Origin of the sequence: Kribbella sp. NPDC050281, from assembly GCF_040655855.1 — a bacterium.
Lineage (GTDB): Bacteria > Actinomycetota > Actinomycetes > Propionibacteriales > Kribbellaceae > Kribbella.
Genome location: NZ_JBFAKS010000013.1, coordinates 112,234 through 128,820, shown reverse-complemented (window position 1 = coordinate 128,820; position 16,587 = coordinate 112,234). Strand labels below are relative to the sequence as shown.

Sequence of the window (16,587 nt, the reverse complement as noted above, 5' to 3'; positions counted from 1 at the left end):
CGATCGCACATGGGTGCGCGACCCCCATGTTCGGACCGCGCGGCACCCATCTGTCCGTGCCTGCCGGCGATCCCGAAATTGGGTAGGCGGAGGTCTTGCCGGACCCCAGGATGTGGGGGCATCGTTCCGGGCGTTCCTTCCAGATTTCGCGGACAGAGGAGGCCGAAGACGAGTGCAGACACCTAGCTGGGAGCCGTAGCGCTCCCTACCTGAGCCGGCCGTCCTTCCACCAGAGGCCGACCGGCCGGGCGCTGCTGCCGCGGGGTGGTCAACCCCCAGTCGTCACCCCGCGGCAGGTGCTGCCCCACGCGTGGACCGCCAGCTCCCAGGAAATATGGGGGCCGGATACCCATGCCCTGAGCGGGTGGGCAATGACAGCCTGTCCGCGTGCTCAACTCAGCGACCGCCGGGCCGACCCGGACCGACCAGCGCACAGCCTGGTGGTCCGCGGGGATGCGCCCGCACGAGCTGGCCCAGACCGCACCGGCCTGGGCCGAGTACGTGGAGCGTAGTACCTCCACCCAGACCGCGCCTGCCGCCGGTCGAGGCCCCGCAGGGACCGGCACCGCAGCCAGCCACACGTCAGGTGGGGCAGGCGGGGCGTCGGGTGGGCCTGACATGGACTGGCGGCAGGCGCTTATGCGCTGCTTGGAGCCACTGCTCTCGGCAGCTCGCCGCGATCTCGCGGCAGCCGGGCATACCGGCGTACTGACCGAGCAGTTCCTGCAGCGGCTCGGGCTGCGACTGGTCAAGCTGGCGTCGCGCACGCTGGTGCTGGAGCTCGCTCGGGCCCGGGACCGCGGTGAGCTGGCCGGTGACACTCCGGCCGAACGTTTTCTGGACTTCACCCACCGGCTCGTTGGAGGGAGCGAGCTGGCGGACTTCCTGGCCGCATACCCGGTGCTGGCCAGGGTCCTGGGCGAGTCGTGCCGGCAAGGCGTCGAGGGACACCTCGAACTGCTGGCACGGCTCGCCGAGGACCGTGAGTCGCTCGTCACCGGGCTGCTGGACGGCCGTGATCCCGGCGCGGTGACCGCCATCGACCCGGGGGGCGATCCCCACCGGGGCGGTCGGTCCACCGCAACCCTCACCTTCGCCGACGGACGGCGGGTGGTCTACAAGCCCCGGCCGCTCGACCTGCACCGGCATTTCAACGAGTTCGTCGCCTGGCTGAACGACAAGACCGGCCTGGGCATCCGCACGGTCGATCTGCTTCCCCGTCGCGGCTACGGCTGGCTGGAGTACGTCGTACCCGAGCCCTGTCACGACGTGGCCGAGGTACGCCGGTTCTACCAGCGGCAAGGCGCTCTGCTGGCACTGCTGTACGTGCTGGACGGCACCGACATGCACTACGAGAACCTGATCGCCGTCGGCGACCAACCGGTGCTCGTGGACGTCGAGACCCTGTTTCATCCGAGCCACCTACCAACCGGCACGCTCAGCCAGGACCCGGCGTACCGGACGCTGCTCAGCTCGGTCTACCGCACAGCGCTGCTACCGCTTCTGGTCGCCGGCGAGCACGGTGTCGCGGACATGTCCGGCCTCGGCGGGGACGCGGACGCGACCGCGCCTTCCAGCGTGGTCGACTGGGCGGACGCCGGACTGGACTCCATGCACCTCATCAGGCGTCCCGGCAAGACGCCCGGCGCTGCCAACCGGCCACACCTCGACGGCGCCGTGATGGAGCCACGGGACCACGAGATCGCCGTCCTGACCGGGTTCCGGGCCGCGTACGAGGCGATCGCCTGGCATCGCGACGAGCTGATCGGTCCGGACGGTCTGGTACGCCGTTGCGCGCAGGACCGGATCCGGTTCGTGCCACGGAACACCAGTCTCTACACGGGTTTGCTGGACGAGGCAACGCATCCCGACGCGTTGCGGAACGCGGCAGGTCGCAGTCAGTTGCTGGATCTGCTGTGGGACGCCGACGAGTCACTGGGCGACGTGGTGCCGTACGAACTGGCCGACATGTGGGCGGGCGACGTGCCGCTCTTCACGGCACGGCCGGACAGCCGCGACCTGTGGGCATCCGACGGCACGCGTATCCCCAACATCCTTGCCACCGAAGGGCTTGCCGCGGTCGAGGCGAAGATCGCCGGGCTCAACGACATCGACGAGCACCGGCAGAAGTGGCTGATCTCCGCGTCTCTCGCCACTCGGCCGGAGCCGATCGTGCACGCCAGTACCGCCGGCCGGCACGGCGTCGGCGCCACCGAGGCGGATCCCGGCTGCCTGCTGGCGGCTGCCACCGACATCGCCGACGAGATCGTGGCGCAGGTGATCAGCGAACGCGGCGGTGCCGCCAACTGGCTCGGCCTCGAACTGCTCGACGACCACCACTGGGCCATCCGCCCAATGGGCGCAGGGCTTTCCAACGGCTACACCGGTACGGCGCTGTTCCTCGCACAGGTCGGTGTGCTCACCGGAGCCAACAAGTACTGCGAGCTGGCGCGTGACGCGATCCGCCCGATCCCCTTGGTGCTGGAGAGTCTCTCCGCAGACTTGGAGACGGCTCAGCTGGTCGGACCGGGTCTGCACGGCCTCGGCGGGATCAGCTACGGCCTCCACCGGCTCAGCACGTTGCTCGACGACTCTGAGCTCACCAGTTGGTTGCACGCAGCCCTGGAACTGACCGATCGGCTCAAGCCCGAGCCCACCGAGTTCCCGACGTACGCCGAGGGTGCGGCGGGCGGACTCGCTGCCATGCAAGCGATTGAAGGCATCCCCGCCGCAGCCGACCTGGCCAAGCGGTACGCCGACGAACTGGTCGCCGCTGTGGACCAAGGGCTGCGCGGCGGCCTGGCCGCACCCGACCACGGGTTCACCCGCGGCTACCAGGGCATCGCCTGGACTCTCGGGCAGTACGGCGTACCTGGCGACAGGTACACGGATGCCGCGCGTACGGCGGCCGACCTGGACCGGCGGACCCGGTCCGGCGGCCATGGATGGTGCTCCGGTGACGCCGGGACCGCGTTGGCCCGGCTGGCGGCCGGAGTACCCGCGGACCTCGACGCCTACCTGAGGACCGCAACAGAACGTCCGGTGCTCGCAGACCTCAGTCTGTGTCATGGCGAGCTCGGCGCGGTGGAGCCACTGGTGTGGCTCGCCGAACGCGAACACCCAGCCGTTGAGGCGGTCCGGCGACGCCGGGCCGGGCTGGTGCTCGCAGCAGTACAGCAGTACGGCCCACAATGCGGGACACCCCGTGCCGTTCCGTCACCAGGCTTGCTGACCGGCCTGGCGGGCATCGGCTACGGCTTGCTCCGGCTGGCGTTCTCCGAACGCGTCCCGTCCGTCCTGCTGCTCGAACCATCCACCGGGTCGGCGCGCCCATCACAGCGCGGACGCCCCACAGCGACAGGGGAAACAGCATGACCGCCCAGCACCACGAAGACGACATCCGCGACGCCCAGCTCGAGCGCCCGGACTCCACCGACCCACTCGGCCCGATCACTCTGCCGAAGCGCACCCACGTCGGTGCCCGCGCGATGGCACTCGTAGGCACCGTAGGGATGAGTGCGTTCGCCCTCGCGGCGGTCGCCAACGCCGGCGGGTTCAGCACCTGGCCCACGATCGAAGCCTGACCCTGCCAGCAAGCGCTTGATCGGCGGAGTCGCCCGGTCACCCGAGGGTGCCCGGCCGGCCCCGCCGATCCGCTGCGGTGGCAGCGATACGTCGTTAGAGTTGGCAAGCATGCAGACCCGTGCGCCCGGAGTGGTCGGCAGAGACAGGGAGATCGATCAGCTCCACCGCCTGCTGACTGCAGCCCGTGGCGGTCACGGAGGTGCGGTCTTCCTCGTCGGTGAGCCCGGCATCGGCAAGAGCCGGCTGGCCGGAGTCGCCACCACGCGGGCGGTGGACGATGCGATGGCAACCTTGCGCGGACGCGTCGGAGCGATCGGCACGATGGTTGCGTTCCGCCCGTTCACGGAGGCGTTGCTGTCGTTGATCCGTCGCGGCGAGATGCCTGCGGCGGATGGACTCGGGCCGTACCGCCAGGTGCTCGGCCGCCTGGTGCCGGACTGGGACGACGGGACGGCGCACAACACTGCGACCTCCACTGTCGTTCTCGGCGAGGCTGTCCTGCGGTTGCTGGCCTTGGTCGGCAAGGACCGCGGCTGCCTGCTGGTGCTGGAGGATCTGCACGGTTCCGATCCGGAGACTCTCGCTGTGATCGAGTATCTGCTCGACAACTTGGAGGACCAGCCGATCGCTCTGGTCGCCACACTTCGTTCGGAGACCTGCGCGGCCTTCGAGCTCGCCCAACTGTCCGCACAGCGTGGAGCGGCCGGCCTGGTCGAACTGCAGCCCTTGGACCGCGCAGAGGTGGGTGAGCTCACGGCCGGGTGCCTCGAGGTCCCAGTGGACGGCGTGCCCGATGCGCTGGTCGACAGCCTGTGGCGGGACAGTGCCGGAGTCCCTTTTATCGTTGAGGAATTGCTGCAGGAGGCGAGTCGGACCGGACAGCTGCTGTCTAAGGAGGACGGCAGTGTCCAGGTGGTCGATGGCCTGCAGACCACCGTGCCGGCGGCCGTTGTGCGCAGCATCAGTAGCCGGACGGACCAGCTCGGACCGCAGTCGCGTGACCTGCTGGTGCTTGCCGCGGTCATCGGCCATCGCTTCCCGCTGAGCGTCGTACGCAAGGCCACCGGGACCGATGAGCGGTTGCTGCTGGCCACACTGCGCGCCGGTCTCGCGGCGCAACTGGTCGGGCCGGACGAGCCCGTTCCGGACTGGTACGCATTCCGGCATCCATTGACCGCGGATGCACTGCTGGCCGGGCTGACACCGACAGAGCGCTCCACCCTCGCACGCCGGTGTGCCGATGCGATCGAGGAACTGCATCCCGGTCTGCCGGGTGAGTGGTGTCCGATGGTCGCGGAACTGGCTGAGACCGGTGGTGACAACGGGCGAGCCGGGCGGCTGTTCGCGATGGCCGGGCGACGATCGTTCGACGATGGGTCGATGGCGTCGGCCGTCAACCTGCTGGAACGCGCGAACGCCTTACTGGCCGGCGATCCCGACACCATCTACCGCGCCGAGGTACTGGGGTCGTTGCTGATCGCACTCAGTGAGACCGGCCAGTTCGAGAGCAGCGCCGAGCACGCGGCGACGATCGAGGAGATGGCCGACCGCAACCTCGACAGCAGCAGGGTCGCCGCCCTGCATGTCCAGCTGGCCAATCTCGAACACATGGCGGGCCGCTGGTCTGCCGCACTGACCCAGGTCGCGACCGCCCGATCGTTGCTCGGTATCGACGCGGGCGACGCCGACCTCGCACCGGTCGATGCGATCGCCGCACACCTCGAGCTCGCCCGGCCCAGTCCCGGCCGGCTGAAGGCCGCCACCGAGCTCGCCACTCGCGCCGCGGAAGCGGCGGAACGCGCCAAGCTGCCCGCGGTGGCGTGCGACGCGCTGCAACTGCTCGGCATCCTGTCCCGTGAGCACGACCTGGACCGGTCGATCGACTTCTTCCACCGGGCCCGGCTGGTGGCCGAAGAGCACAACATGACCTTCCAGCGGGTGTGCTCGCACATCTTCCAGGCCGGCACGATCTGCCTGGCCAACGGCAGCATCGCCGAGCTCGAACGGGCCCGGCAGCAGGCGCTGCGGATCGGCGCGATCCCGCTCGCCTACGAGGTGGACGGCATCCTCGGCCAGCAGGCGATCCTGCGGTCGGAGTACGCCAAGGCCGCGGTCATCATCGACGAATGCCTGGAGGTGACCCGGCGCCTGCGGCTCGGCCGCTCGGCGACGTACTTCCTGTCCACCAAGGCGATCCTCGAGGCGCATCAGGGCCGTCGTACGGCGATGGAGGCGACGCTGGCCGAGGTCGCGAACTGGGGTGGCGAACGGGCGTCGTACGAGCTGCCGTACTCCTACGGGCTGGCGCGGACGTTCTGCGCGCTGCTGGAGGAGAACCGCGAGCTGGCCGACTCCGAGATGGCGCAGGCCCTCGCGTACGACGCGCAGAACCCGACCACCCTGCACACCTCGGGGAAGTACGGTCTGGGCCTGCTGCTCGGCGTACTGTCAGGCCGCAACGGCTGGGCGCACTTCGAGGCGATCACCGCCGCGGCTGCCAGTGGAATGCGGTGGAACAAGCAGTTCGTCCGACTGGCGCACGCCGTACTGCTCGGCCGGGACGGTCGGGTGGACGCGGCCAACGCCAAGGTGGTGGAGGCGCTGGAGACCGCGTCGCTCTACCCGATGGCGCGCTATCTGGGTCTTCGCCTGGTGGCCGAGCCGGCCAATGCAGACGGCTGGGGCGAGCCGGTCGCGTGGCTGCGGCAGGCCGAGGACTACTTCCACAACGCGGAGGTGCCGGCGGTGGCCAGTGTCTGTCGTAGTCTGCTGCGTCAGCTCGGGGCAACCGTCTCGCAGCGGCGGAGCGGGACCGAGCAGGTGCCCGCGCACCTGCGTCAGCTCGGGGTCACCACCCGCGAGTACGAGGTGTGCCGGTTGCTGGTCGACCGGATCGGGAACAAGTCGATCGCCTCCCGGCTGCACATCTCGCCACGGACGGTGGAGAAACACGTGGCGAGCCTGATGACCAAGACCCAGCAACCGGATCGGGAGGCACTGAGCAGTTTCGCCCGGACCGTTGTGCAGGACTGAACAGCGGACCGGGACACTCCGCGAGTCGCGGGTCCGATTCCGGCACTGATGCGTGTTCTGGAGGATCGGACCCCCAGTGGGTGATAGTTGTCGACTCACGCAGTCGGGACCGCCAGCCGCTTGCGGACACGGGAATCACGGTAATTTATGAACGCTCGCTTTCTATATAGGATGGGCGAGTGGCAGGCAAGGGGTCGGACATGGGCAAGGGAACGGTCGGCGGCGGCGGTACGACGATGCTGCGGCGGATCAACGTCGCGGCAGTCCTGGACGCGGTACGGCGCTCCGCACCGGCACCACTGCGTGTCGCGGAGCTGGTCGAACGGACGGGCCTGGCCAGACCGACCGTCGCACAGGCGGTCGACGAACTCCTGGACGCCGGCTGGCTGCAGCAGCACGGCCCCGACTCGGCGGACCGCTCGCTCGGCCGTCCGGCGATCCGCGTGTCGCTGCGCGGCCGCGCAGCGCCGGTGCTCGGCCTCGACGTCGGCCCGCACCGGGTGACCGTCGGTGTTTCCGACCTGGCCGGCCGCAAGCTCTCCCTGGTACGGCGCTCGGGACCCGGATGGACCGCCCAGGAGCTGCTCGGAGTCATCAGCGAGGTGATCACCGAGGCTCTCGCAGAGGCCGAGGTACCGGCCGAGGACGTGGCTGCAGCCGTCGCCGCCAGCCCCGGCATCGTGGACGAGCACACCGGTCGGGTCCAGCTGGTCCCGAGTGTGCCGGGCTGGTCTGCGATCGACCTGATCAAGCACGTCCGCGGTCTGCTCGACTGCCCGGTGATGCTCGACAACGACGCCAACCTGGCCGCCCTCGCCATCGCCGCCGCACGGGGCGGCACCGGCACGCTGCTGGCAGTGCAGTGGGGCGAGCGGCTCGGCGCCGGCATCGTCATCGACGGACGGCTGCACCGCGGCACCGGAGCGGCGGGCGAGATCGGCTTCATCGCCACCGCGCCGGACGACGTGATCAACCCTGAGGACAGCCGGGGCCCGTTGGAGCGTGCGGTCGGCTCGGAGGCGATCGCAGCTCTCGGCCGGCAGGCCGCACTGGACAACCCGAAGTCCCGGCTCGCCGAGCTGGGTGGAGAGCAGCTCGACACGGCCGACGTGTTCGCGGCCGCGGCGGAGCGCGACCCGGTGGCTCAAGCCGTCGTGCAGCAGGTCGCCCGCGACTTCGCCCGCGCGCTGGCGCCGTCCATCCTCGTGCTCGACCCGACTGCTGTCGTCATCGGCGGCGGCGTCGCCCGGGCCGGCGCCGTACTGCTCGACGCCATCTCCGACCAGTTGCGCCTACTCACCCTGAACCACCCAAAGCTGGAGCTGTCCGCCCTGGCCGAGGACGCAGTCGTCACCGGCGCCATGCGCATGGCCCTCGACGAGGTCTGGCAGCGCAAGCTCCCCACCCCGACCCTCACCACAACCGCCTAGGTCGCCCGCCCGTCGACGGCCGCGGCGATTGCGTCTGGGCGGTCCAGGTGGACGAGGTGGGCGGAATCCGGTAGCACCTCGACCGAGCCGCCCAGCGCGTCCGCCAGCCGTTGCTGACCCGCCACCCACCGGTTGGCGGTGAAGCGCGAGCTACCACCGGTGGCGACCAGCAGCACGGTCGGCGCGATCGCATCAACCGGCCGGGCGACCAGGCGTCCGACCTCGGTCGCCAGCTCCCAGCTCCCGGCCAGTTCGTCCCAGAACAGCAGCCACGACGACGCAGCGCCGTACCGGGACCTTTCAGTTGCCTTGGACAACAGATCCCGCTTCGTCGCGCTGCCGATCCGCACGATCAGCCGCCGCAGCCCAGGTCCCAGCAGTTGCGGTACGCCGATCCGCCCGAGCAACCGCAGGAACGTACGCACCGCCCGATCACCCCGCGACCCCGGATACAACCACCGCACCCCGGTCTCCGAGGTGAGACTCGTGTCGACGAGCACGAGACTGACCACCTCCACCGGCCGGGTCAGCGCCCACCGCAAGGCAGCCAGTCCGCCGATCGAGTGACCGACCAATCCGATCTCCGCATCCGCCGGTACGCCGGCCGCCGTACGCAAGTCGTCGACAGCGGAGGTGACCGGCGTACGCCAAGGATCGATCACGCGTAGCTCGGTGCCCGGCAACAACTCGACGACCCGCGCGAACTCCTCCGGAGTCTCGGCCAGGCCGGGCAGCACGATCCAGGTGACGCTCATCGAGAGCAAGCGTGCCTCACGCCGGCCAGTACTGTCCCCAGGAATATGCACATGCCCGACAGCGTCGCACCCGAACCGAGGGATTGACTGTCGTCTCAGCTATACCCTTGGGGTAGACCTGGCACGACCGAAGTCGCAGCGAGGTAATGGCATGATCGCTGCGTGCGGTCGGAACAAGCCGAGGTGATTCCCGCGTGGCAGCATCGTGCTGCCGTGTGGGTCGGACGTGTTGTGGTGGCCGCCGCGGTCTGGTCGTTCATCGCGATCCCGTTGCACTTGTTCGCCCCGGCGTACGTGAAGCGGGTCGACCAGGCGTTCGACTTCTTCGGCATCCCGGCCGGACACACCTTCTTCCCGGCGGTCTACCTGGCCGTCGTCGGCAGCGCGCTGCTGCGCGGCAAGCGCGCCGCGTTGCTCTGGGTGCTGTGGGTCTTCGAGGCCCTCTGGTTACTGGCACAGACCGCGGCCGTCGCGTTCACCAGCGTCCGGCTGGCCAATCCGAACGACGCCGAGCTGCTCTCCGACTTCGGCCCGGCCACGGTCAAGGATCTCGAGCTCGGCATCGTCCAGGTGGTCGTGGTGATCGCGATCATCGTGCTGCTGTGGACGATCCGGGGCGCGTTCCCGGCCCGGCTGGCGCCCGGCACCCGGCGGCTCGCGATCGGCGCGCTGGTCACCGGCATGCTGATCTCGATCGCGGTCAGCATCACGCTGACGCAGATCTTCCCCAAGACCCTGACCGGTCAGCGGGAGAAGATCGGCTGGGCGATCGTCGCGGCCTTCGGTCAGTCCCGCAACCGGATGGGTGGGCACGAGGGCCACGGCTGGATCGGCCTGACGGTCGGCGCGATCTCGGCCGCGACGCTGGTGATCGCGTTCGCCATCTTCCTGCGCTCGGTGCGCCGGGTGCGCTACCTCACGCAGCCCGAGGAGCTCGATGTACGCCGCCTGCTGCTGGAGCACGGTGAACGCGACTCGCTCGGGTACTTCGCCACCCGGCGCGACAAGGCGGTCGTCTTCTCCCCCGACAAGCAGGCGGCGATCGCGTACCGCGTGGTCAACGGGGTCAGCCTGGCCAGCGGCGACCCACTCGGCGATCCGCTCGCCTGGCCGGGCGCGATCCAGCGCTGGCTCGCGGAAGCCCGCACGTATGGCTGGTCGCCCGCGGTCCTCTCGGTGAGCGAGGAGGGCGCGCACGCGTACGTCGACGCCGGCCTGCGCGCGCTGTCGATGGGCGACGAGGCCATCATCGACGTCGCGGACTTCACGCTGGAAGGCCGGACCATGCGGCCGGTCCGGCAGGCGGTGACGCGGGTCCAGCGGGCGGGCTATCACGCGGAAGTCGTCCGGCACGGGGACCTGTCGCCCGAGGCCCTGGCGCAGTACGTCGGCCTCGCCGAGAGGTGGCGCGGCGCGCAGACCGAGCGTGGGTTCTCGATGGCGCTCGGGCGGCTGGGTGACCCGTCCGACGCGCGCTGCGTGATGGTCATCGCGCGAGACTCCGACGGCGAGGTCCGCGGGCTGCTGTCGTTCGTGCCGTGGGGTGTGCGAGGCGTTTCGCTGGACCTGATGCGGCGCGACCCGGAGTCCGTGAACGGGTTGATGGAGTTCATGGTGACGTCGCTGGTGGACGCGTGCGGCGACCTCGGACTGCACCGGATCTCGCTGAACTTCGCGATGTTCCGGGAGATCTTCAGCGATGCCGAGCGAGTCGGGGCCGGGCCGGTACTGCGGCTGACCAGCGCGCTGCTCACCGCCGCCTCACGCTTCTGGCAACTGGAGAGTCTCTACCAGTCGAACGAGAAGTACCTGCCGCGCTGGTCCCCACGGCTGATCTGCTACTCCCGTGGGGCGTCGCTCGCGCAGGTCCTGCTGGCGGCGGGGACCGCGGAGGGCTTCCTGCCCGCGCCGAGGCCGTGGACCCGGGTCGACACCGTGGCGACCGCCGAGCGGCACACGATCATGGCTGCGGACGGCGGCGCGTTCGCTACCGCCGTCCGTGAGCAGGAGGAGAAGCTGCTGCGACCGGCGCCGCCTGATCGCAAGCTCACCGAGCAGGAGCTGATCCGCCGGACCAAGCTCGTCGAGCTGATTGCTGCGGGCATCGATCCCTACCCGGTCAGCGTGCCGCGGACGGAGACACTGGAGCGGGTGCGCGCACTGCACCCGAACCTGCCGGCCGATCATCGCACCGGCCATACGGTGTCGATCACCGGGCGGATCATGCGGATGCGGGACCACGGTGGTCTGTCGTTCGCCCAGCTGCAAGACGGCCTGGCGCAGCTTCAGGTGATGCTGACGACCGAGGACTGCGGCGAGACGGCGCGCGAGCAGTGGCGGCGATTTGTCGACATCGGCGATCACGTCAGCGTCACCGGCGAGGTGGTCACCAGTCGTCGCGGCGAGCTGTCGATCGCGGTGACCAGCTGGCTGATGGCGGCGAAGTGCCTGCACCCGCTGCCCGACAAGCGGAAGGGTTTCACCGATCCGGAGGCACGCGTCCGGCAGCGGCATCTCGACCTGATCATGAACCCGGACTCGCTCCGGATGATGCAGCAGCGCAGCGCGGCGGTCCGGGCCCTGCGCAACGGCTTCGAGGCGCGCGGGTTCATCGAGGTGGAGACGCCGATGCTGCAGGCGGTCCACGGCGGGGCGAACGCGCGGCCGTTCGCGACCCACATCAACGCCTACGACACCGAACTGTTTCTCCGGATCGCGCCGGAGCTGTTCCTGAAGCGGCTGAGTGTCGGCGGGATGGGCAAGGTCTTCGAACTGAACCGGAACTTCCGCAACGAGGGCGCCGACGCGACCCACAACCCGGAGTTCACCTCGGTCGAGGCGTACCAGCCGTACGCCGACTACCAGGTGATGCGGGAGCTGACCCGCGAGCTGCTGATCGAGGCGGCGACCGCGGTGTTCGGCAAGCCGGTGGTGCAGCGGCCGGACGGCGAGATCGACATCTCCGGTGAGTGGCCCGTCATCACCGTGCACGACGCCGTCGGCCGGGCCGTGGGCGCGACGATCGACACGGACACAACGGTCGAGCGGCTCCGCGAGCTGTGCGCGGAGCACGGCGTACACACGACCTTCGAACTGACCGCGGGCGAGCTCGTCCTCGAGCTGTACGACGCGTTGGTCGAGCCGGCCACGACCGTGCCGACGTTCTACACCGACTTCCCGTTGGAGACGTCACCGCTGACCCGGAGCCACCGGTCCGAACCGCGGCTGGCCGAACGCTGGGACCTGGTTGCCTTCGGCGCGGAGATCGGTACGGCGTACTCCGAACTCGTCGACCCGGTCGAGCAGCGCCGCCGGCTGACCGAGCAGTCCCTCAAGGCGGCGGCCGGCGACCCCGAGGCGATGTCCCTGGACGAGGACTTCCTCAGCACCCTCGAGTACGCGATGCCCCCGACCGGCGGCCTCGGTATCGGTGTGGATCGAGTCATGATGATGCTCACCGGCCAGAACATCCGCGCCACCCTCGCCTTCCCGTTCGTTAGATCCGCTCCCAGAAGCTAGAGCTCGACTCGCACGGACCTGGCCGGTGCGCATACCCTGTGCGGCACAAGGGTTGTGGGGCGACCTGGGGGGACGTGCATGAAGCGGTTCTGCGTGCTCTGGGCCGGTGTTGCGGTGCTGGGGCTGGTGGCTGGTTGTGGTGGTCCGGCCGAGGACGATGCCTCGGCCGCGCCGTCGACGCCGGCGGGTGCGTCGTCCTCGGCTCCGGCTTCGTCGACCCCGACCGGGCCGCTCGGGACGGCGGCGTACCAGGCGGAGCTGACGAAGCTCGAACAGGGCCTGGCGAAGGACCTGCGGAGCCTCACCCGAGTGCGCACCGCCGAGGCGCTGGCTCAGACCATGACAAGCCTGGCGGAGTCGCTGAACACCGCCGCCTCACGACTTGCCGACTCCACGGTGACGAGCCGCCTGACCGCCGTACACGAACTGCTGCAGGACAGCCTCGGCACCGCCGCGGTCTCACTGGCCGACTCGGACCAGGCCGAGCTGAACGCGCGGTGCGGCGGAGTCGCGTACACCTCAGAGAAGGTCCAGCGGACGCTGCGCGCCGATCTGAAGACCGCGATCGCGGCCCTGACGAAGCTCAAGCTGAAGTTCGGCGCCACGCTGCCCGATCCCGGCCCGGCACCGGACAACGAACGACCGGACAACGGCGAGATCCTGGTCCGCGAGGGGGACTCCGGCACCGGCCGGATGAAGGTCACCAACGGAACGGCGAACGACGTCGCGATCTCGGTCGTCAACGACGGCGACCCACCCAGCGAGCCGCACGTGATGATGTTCGTCCAGGCGAACAAGGCCGCCACGATCACCCGGATCGGCGGCACGTACCGGATCTACTACAAGAGCGGTACGGACTGGAACTCCGAACGTCGTCAGTTCAGCGCCGGCTGCTCGTTCCAGAAGTTCGACCGCTCCTTCGGCCGGAACGAGTCCTGGCAGGTGAACCTCGAACCGACCGTCGACGGCAACGCGTCGACGACCGAGGTCGAAGCCTACTGAGGTCTGTCGAGGTTATGTGACATCGGCCATGTCACGATGACAGGACCTCGTCCCAGGGTCACGATGAAGTGATGAGCGCCATCGCAACCGTGACCGTGGCCGGCGTCCCGGGAGTGGAGATCGCCTACCACCGCAAGGGAGCCGGCGAGCCGCTGCTGCTCCTGCACGGCATCGGCCACCACCGGCAGGCCTTCGACCCCGTCCTCGACCGGCTGGCCGAACACCGCGACGTGATCGCCCTCGACCTCCCCGGCTTCGGCGAGTCACCCGACGTACCGGCCGGCATCCCGAACGAGCTCGACACCTTCGCCTACGCGATCGAGGCTTTCTGTACGGCGCTCGACGTCGACCGGCCGCAGGTCGCAGGGAACTCGATGGGCGGCCTGGTCGCGCTCCGCATGGGCCAACTCGGTCTCGCTCGGTCCGTCACCGCGCTCTCCCCGGCCGGCTTCTGGACGCCCCGTGAGCGCACCTGGGCGATCGGCCTGCTGACCAACCTCCGCCGCGTCGCCCGGCGTACCCCTGAAGCGACCGTACGGCGGCTGTCGCACACCGCAGCCGGCCGACGGGTGATGACCGGCGCGATCTACCACCGCCCGGCCCTGCGCGATCCGGACGCGGTCGTCGCCGAGACCCGCGCCCTCCGCGACGCACCCGCCTTCGATCGCGTCGCCGCGCATGCGCGCGCCGGCATCACGTTCGACGGCGACGTACCGGACATCCCGGTCACCATCGCATGGGGCACGCACGACCGCGTCCTCATCCCGACCCAGGCGGCGCGAGCTCACCTTCAACTCCCGCGCGCCCGCATGATCCCGCTACTCGACTGCGGTCACGTCCCCATGAACGACGCACCCGCCCTGGTAGCAGACACCATCCTCCAAACCCCGGAAGGCTGACGATCAGAGATCGTCAGGCAGTAGCCGGAAAGCAGCATGTGGCGTGAGCGGACGGACAGCCCTGAAGTCCCTCCGGTCCAGGGTCAGCACAGCATCCGTCCGGTAGTCCGCGGCGAGCGCGATGCTGACAGCATCAGCCAGATCGAGATCCAGGTCCGCGTATCGGCTCATGATCGCCAAGGCAGTCGCGAAGGTTTCGGGGCGAATGTCAGGTACCTGAAAACGCATCCGCCGGACCTGGGTCAGCAGTAACTCGAGGATCGATGCCCTGGCCGCGCCACCCAACCGGGCTCGGGCCAGGTGATCAACCTCTGCAAGCACCAGCGGCGAAAGAACAACTGTCCCGGCGTCCTGGAGAAGCTTCCTGCACAATGGCCCCTCGGGTGCGTTGCGATCGAAGGCCGCGATGATGCCCGAGGTGTCGGCGACGAGGATCACCGGTCGGTACGACGCACGACCTCGGCCCGAACCTCGTCCTTGGTCAGCGGCTCGCCGCTGCCGTCGAAGGTCGGCCAGTCGAGCTGCTCGTCCCAGACTCTGTTCGCCATCGCCGCGAGGTGAATGCCCTCCCGGATGATCTCCGCCTCCGGGATCCCACGTCGACGTGCCGCATCCTTGATCAGCGCCAGATCCTCAGGATCGGCGTAGACGTTGGTGCGCTTCATCGACATGTACCGACCCTAACACACGTACCTACAGGCCGAGGGTGTGTAGGAGGCCGCCGAGTAGGCCGCCGAGGGTGAGCGGCGGCGGGTTCGGGTCCGGGTCCTGGGTTCCTGGGTCGTCAGGAGTGGTCGGCGGGTCGTCCGGGGTGGTGGGCGGCGGACTGGTCGGCTTGTCCGGAGGATCGGTCGTCGGGTCAGGCGGCGGCGCAGTGGTGTGCGTCGGCGGCCGCTTGGTACCGACCGGGGTGGTCGGATCGTACTGATCGACGACCTGCTGCGGCGGCTTGACCATTTGCGTCGGGGAGGGCGTCTTCACTCCGCTGTCGACGACGGAGTTGCCCGTGCCGGTCGTCTCCTCCGGGGTGATTGCCGGCGGCAACGGCGTACTCGCGAGCGTGGCACCGGGGGTCGGCGAACTGCCGCCCGGGATCGTCGGGACGTTCTTGGTCGGCTGACTGGGCTGGAGCCCGGCGACCGGGTTGGCCGGGTCCGGTCCGCCGCCGGGCAGCGGCAGGAACGACGCGCCCAGCCGCGGGCCCCCGAGGAGAGCGATCAGGACCAGCACAAGGTAGAGCAGCAGCAGTGCGCCGGCGACGCCGGCGACCTGTCGCAGCCGCTGCGGGTTCTGCCAGGGCGGGCGGCGGGCGGCCACGGCAGCGATCGGTCTCACAAGTCCCGGAGGGTATCTGGTGCACCAGCGCTTCAAACAGCCCTTGGAAGAAATTCCACGCTAGATCGCAACTTTTCGGCAGCCGAGTTACCCCTACGCGCGCGTAGGATTCCGCTCCGTCATGGGACCGGTGAGTTCAGTTATCACCCGAGCGTCTGCAGGCCGACGACCGACAGCAGTCGCAGCTTCTCGGCGGCCTCGCTGTTCGGCGCGGCGGTGTAGACCACGATGCGCAGATCATTGCCCGGCACTGTGAGTACGTCGCAGTCGATGACGATGGCACCGAGATCGGGGTGGTTGATGGTCTTCTGTTCGCTCTGATGGAACCCGACGACCGGTTGATCCCAGAGCTGGGCGAACGCGTCGTAGCCGGCCCGCAGTTCGTGGATCAGCCCCTTGAGCTCCGGGTCGTGCGGATAGCGAGCGATCGAGGCACGCAGGTCCGTCACCATCGCGGCCCGGAACGTCCGCTGCTGCTCGGGTGTCTGTACGACGCGTTCCCCCGGAGCCGCGTACTGGCGCCAGATGATGTTCCGCCACCGGCCACGCCACTCGGATGGATCACCGATCAGGGCCGCGAAGAGCGGATTCCAGGTGATCACCGTCCAGGCGGCGTCGCACACGCACAGCGGCGCACCGTCGAGCTGGTCCACGATCCGCTGTACGCCGGGCGGGATGTACGCCGAAATCCTCCCCGGAGACGGTTCCACCTGGCCGGCGAGTACGAAGAGATGGTTGCGCTCGGCATCGGACAGGCGAAGTGCCCGGGACAACGCGGTCAGCACCTGGACCGACGGCGAATCCGATCGACCCTGCTCGAGGCGGACGACATAGTCCACCGACATTCCGGCCAGGTGCGCCAACTCTTCCCGGCGCAGTCCCGGCGCTCGCCGCTTGCCGCCCGCCGGAAGGCCGACCGCGTCCGGCGTCACCCGATCCCGCCACGCGTGCAGTGTCCGGCCCAGCTCGCTCATGCACCCAGTATTCCGCGCACCGCACCGGCCAGCCTGGTACTGCCGTTCCCTAGGA

The 16,587-nt window shown here is 69.4% G+C and carries 12 protein-coding genes; 7 read left to right on the top strand and 5 right to left on the bottom strand.

What is annotated here, in order from left to right; genetic code table 11:
- Positions 1-387 precede the first annotated feature (387 nt).
- From AB0I34_RS16655 to AB0I34_RS16640, 4 genes are all read left to right on the top strand, one after another.
- Positions 388-3,375: a type 2 lanthipeptide synthetase LanM family protein gene (locus tag AB0I34_RS16655; RefSeq protein ID WP_360445801.1), complete on the top strand. Its 2,988-nt coding sequence runs from the start codon at positions 388-390 to the stop codon at positions 3,373-3,375.
- Positions 3,372-3,584, top strand: a complete 213-nt coding sequence (locus AB0I34_RS16650; protein ID WP_360445799.1) for a hypothetical protein — start codon at positions 3,372-3,374, stop codon at positions 3,582-3,584. Before AB0I34_RS16655 ends, AB0I34_RS16650 begins: the two co-directional genes overlap by 4 nt.
- A gap of 109 nt (positions 3,585-3,693) precedes the next feature.
- Complete coding sequence (locus AB0I34_RS16645; protein ID WP_360445797.1) at positions 3,694-6,618, top strand: AAA family ATPase; 2,925 nt, start codon at positions 3,694-3,696, stop codon at positions 6,616-6,618.
- Positions 6,619-6,797: 179 nt separating this feature from the next.
- Positions 6,798-8,048: an ROK family transcriptional regulator gene (locus tag AB0I34_RS16640; protein WP_131359856.1), complete on the top strand. Its 1,251-nt coding sequence runs from the start codon at positions 6,798-6,800 to the stop codon at positions 8,046-8,048.
- On the opposite strand, the gene AB0I34_RS16635 is transcribed toward AB0I34_RS16640, so the two are convergent.
- On the bottom strand, positions 8,045-8,803 hold the full coding sequence (locus AB0I34_RS16635; RefSeq protein WP_360445795.1) for an alpha/beta hydrolase: 759 nt from the start codon (positions 8,801-8,803) through the stop codon (positions 8,045-8,047). The two genes, AB0I34_RS16640 and AB0I34_RS16635, sit on opposite strands and share 4 nt — an antisense overlap.
- Before the next feature lie 162 nt (positions 8,804-8,965).
- On the opposite strand from AB0I34_RS16635, the gene lysX reads away from it, so the two are divergent.
- The 3 genes from lysX (at position 8,966) to AB0I34_RS16620 (ending at position 14,223) form a co-directional block, all read left to right on the top strand.
- Positions 8,966-12,322 carry a bifunctional lysylphosphatidylglycerol synthetase/lysine--tRNA ligase LysX gene (lysX, locus tag AB0I34_RS16630; protein WP_360445793.1) on the top strand — a complete coding sequence of 1,119 codons (3,357 nt, stop codon included), beginning with the start codon at positions 8,966-8,968 and terminating at the stop codon, positions 12,320-12,322.
- Between the two features lie 78 nt (positions 12,323-12,400).
- Positions 12,401-13,324 (top strand): hypothetical protein, encoded by a 924-nt coding sequence (locus AB0I34_RS16625; RefSeq protein ID WP_360445792.1) that lies wholly within the window; start codon positions 12,401-12,403, stop codon positions 13,322-13,324.
- Positions 13,325-13,395: 71 nt separating this feature from the next.
- Entirely contained in the window at positions 13,396-14,223 is an 828-nt protein-coding gene (locus tag AB0I34_RS16620; RefSeq protein ID WP_360445790.1) for an alpha/beta fold hydrolase, read from the top strand.
- A 3-nt stretch (positions 14,224-14,226) separates the two neighbouring features.
- On the opposite strand, the gene AB0I34_RS16615 is transcribed toward AB0I34_RS16620, so the two are convergent.
- From AB0I34_RS16615 to AB0I34_RS16600, 4 genes are all read right to left on the bottom strand, one after another.
- A complete protein-coding gene (locus AB0I34_RS16615) occupies positions 14,227-14,661 on the bottom strand; it encodes a PIN domain-containing protein (protein WP_360445788.1) in 435 nt (144 codons plus the stop codon).
- Positions 14,658-14,894, bottom strand: coding sequence for a CopG family transcriptional regulator (locus AB0I34_RS16610; protein WP_360445787.1), 237 nt, complete (start codon positions 14,892-14,894; stop codon positions 14,658-14,660). Before AB0I34_RS16610 ends, AB0I34_RS16615 begins: the two co-directional genes overlap by 4 nt.
- 22 nt (positions 14,895-14,916) lie before the next feature.
- Positions 14,917-15,558, bottom strand: a complete 642-nt coding sequence (locus tag AB0I34_RS16605; RefSeq protein ID WP_360445785.1) for a hypothetical protein — start codon at positions 15,556-15,558, stop codon at positions 14,917-14,919.
- Positions 15,559-15,701: 143 nt separating this feature from the next.
- The gene (locus tag AB0I34_RS16600) at positions 15,702-16,532 is read right to left on the bottom strand and encodes a helix-turn-helix transcriptional regulator (RefSeq protein ID WP_360445783.1); all 831 of its coding nucleotides are present in this window, start codon (positions 16,530-16,532) and stop codon (positions 15,702-15,704) included.
- Positions 16,533-16,587 lie beyond the last annotated feature (55 nt).

Coding starts and splice junctions, on each gene's coding strand:
- AB0I34_RS16650 (WP_360445799.1), top strand. CDS start 3,372: ATGACCGCCCAGCACCACGAAGACGACATCCGCGACGCCCAGCTCGAG.
- AB0I34_RS16645 (WP_360445797.1), top strand. CDS start 3,694: ATGCAGACCCGTGCGCCCGGAGTGGTCGGCAGAGACAGGGAGATCGAT.
- AB0I34_RS16635 (WP_360445795.1), bottom strand. CDS start 8,803: ATGAGCGTCACCTGGATCGTGCTGCCCGGCCTGGCCGAGACTCCGGAG.
- AB0I34_RS16625 (WP_360445792.1), top strand. CDS start 12,401: ATGAAGCGGTTCTGCGTGCTCTGGGCCGGTGTTGCGGTGCTGGGGCTG.
- AB0I34_RS16620 (WP_360445790.1), top strand. CDS start 13,396: ATGAGCGCCATCGCAACCGTGACCGTGGCCGGCGTCCCGGGAGTGGAG.
- AB0I34_RS16610 (WP_360445787.1), bottom strand. CDS start 14,894: ATGTCGATGAAGCGCACCAACGTCTACGCCGATCCTGAGGATCTGGCG.
- AB0I34_RS16600 (WP_360445783.1), bottom strand. CDS start 16,532: ATGAGCGAGCTGGGCCGGACACTGCACGCGTGGCGGGATCGGGTGACG.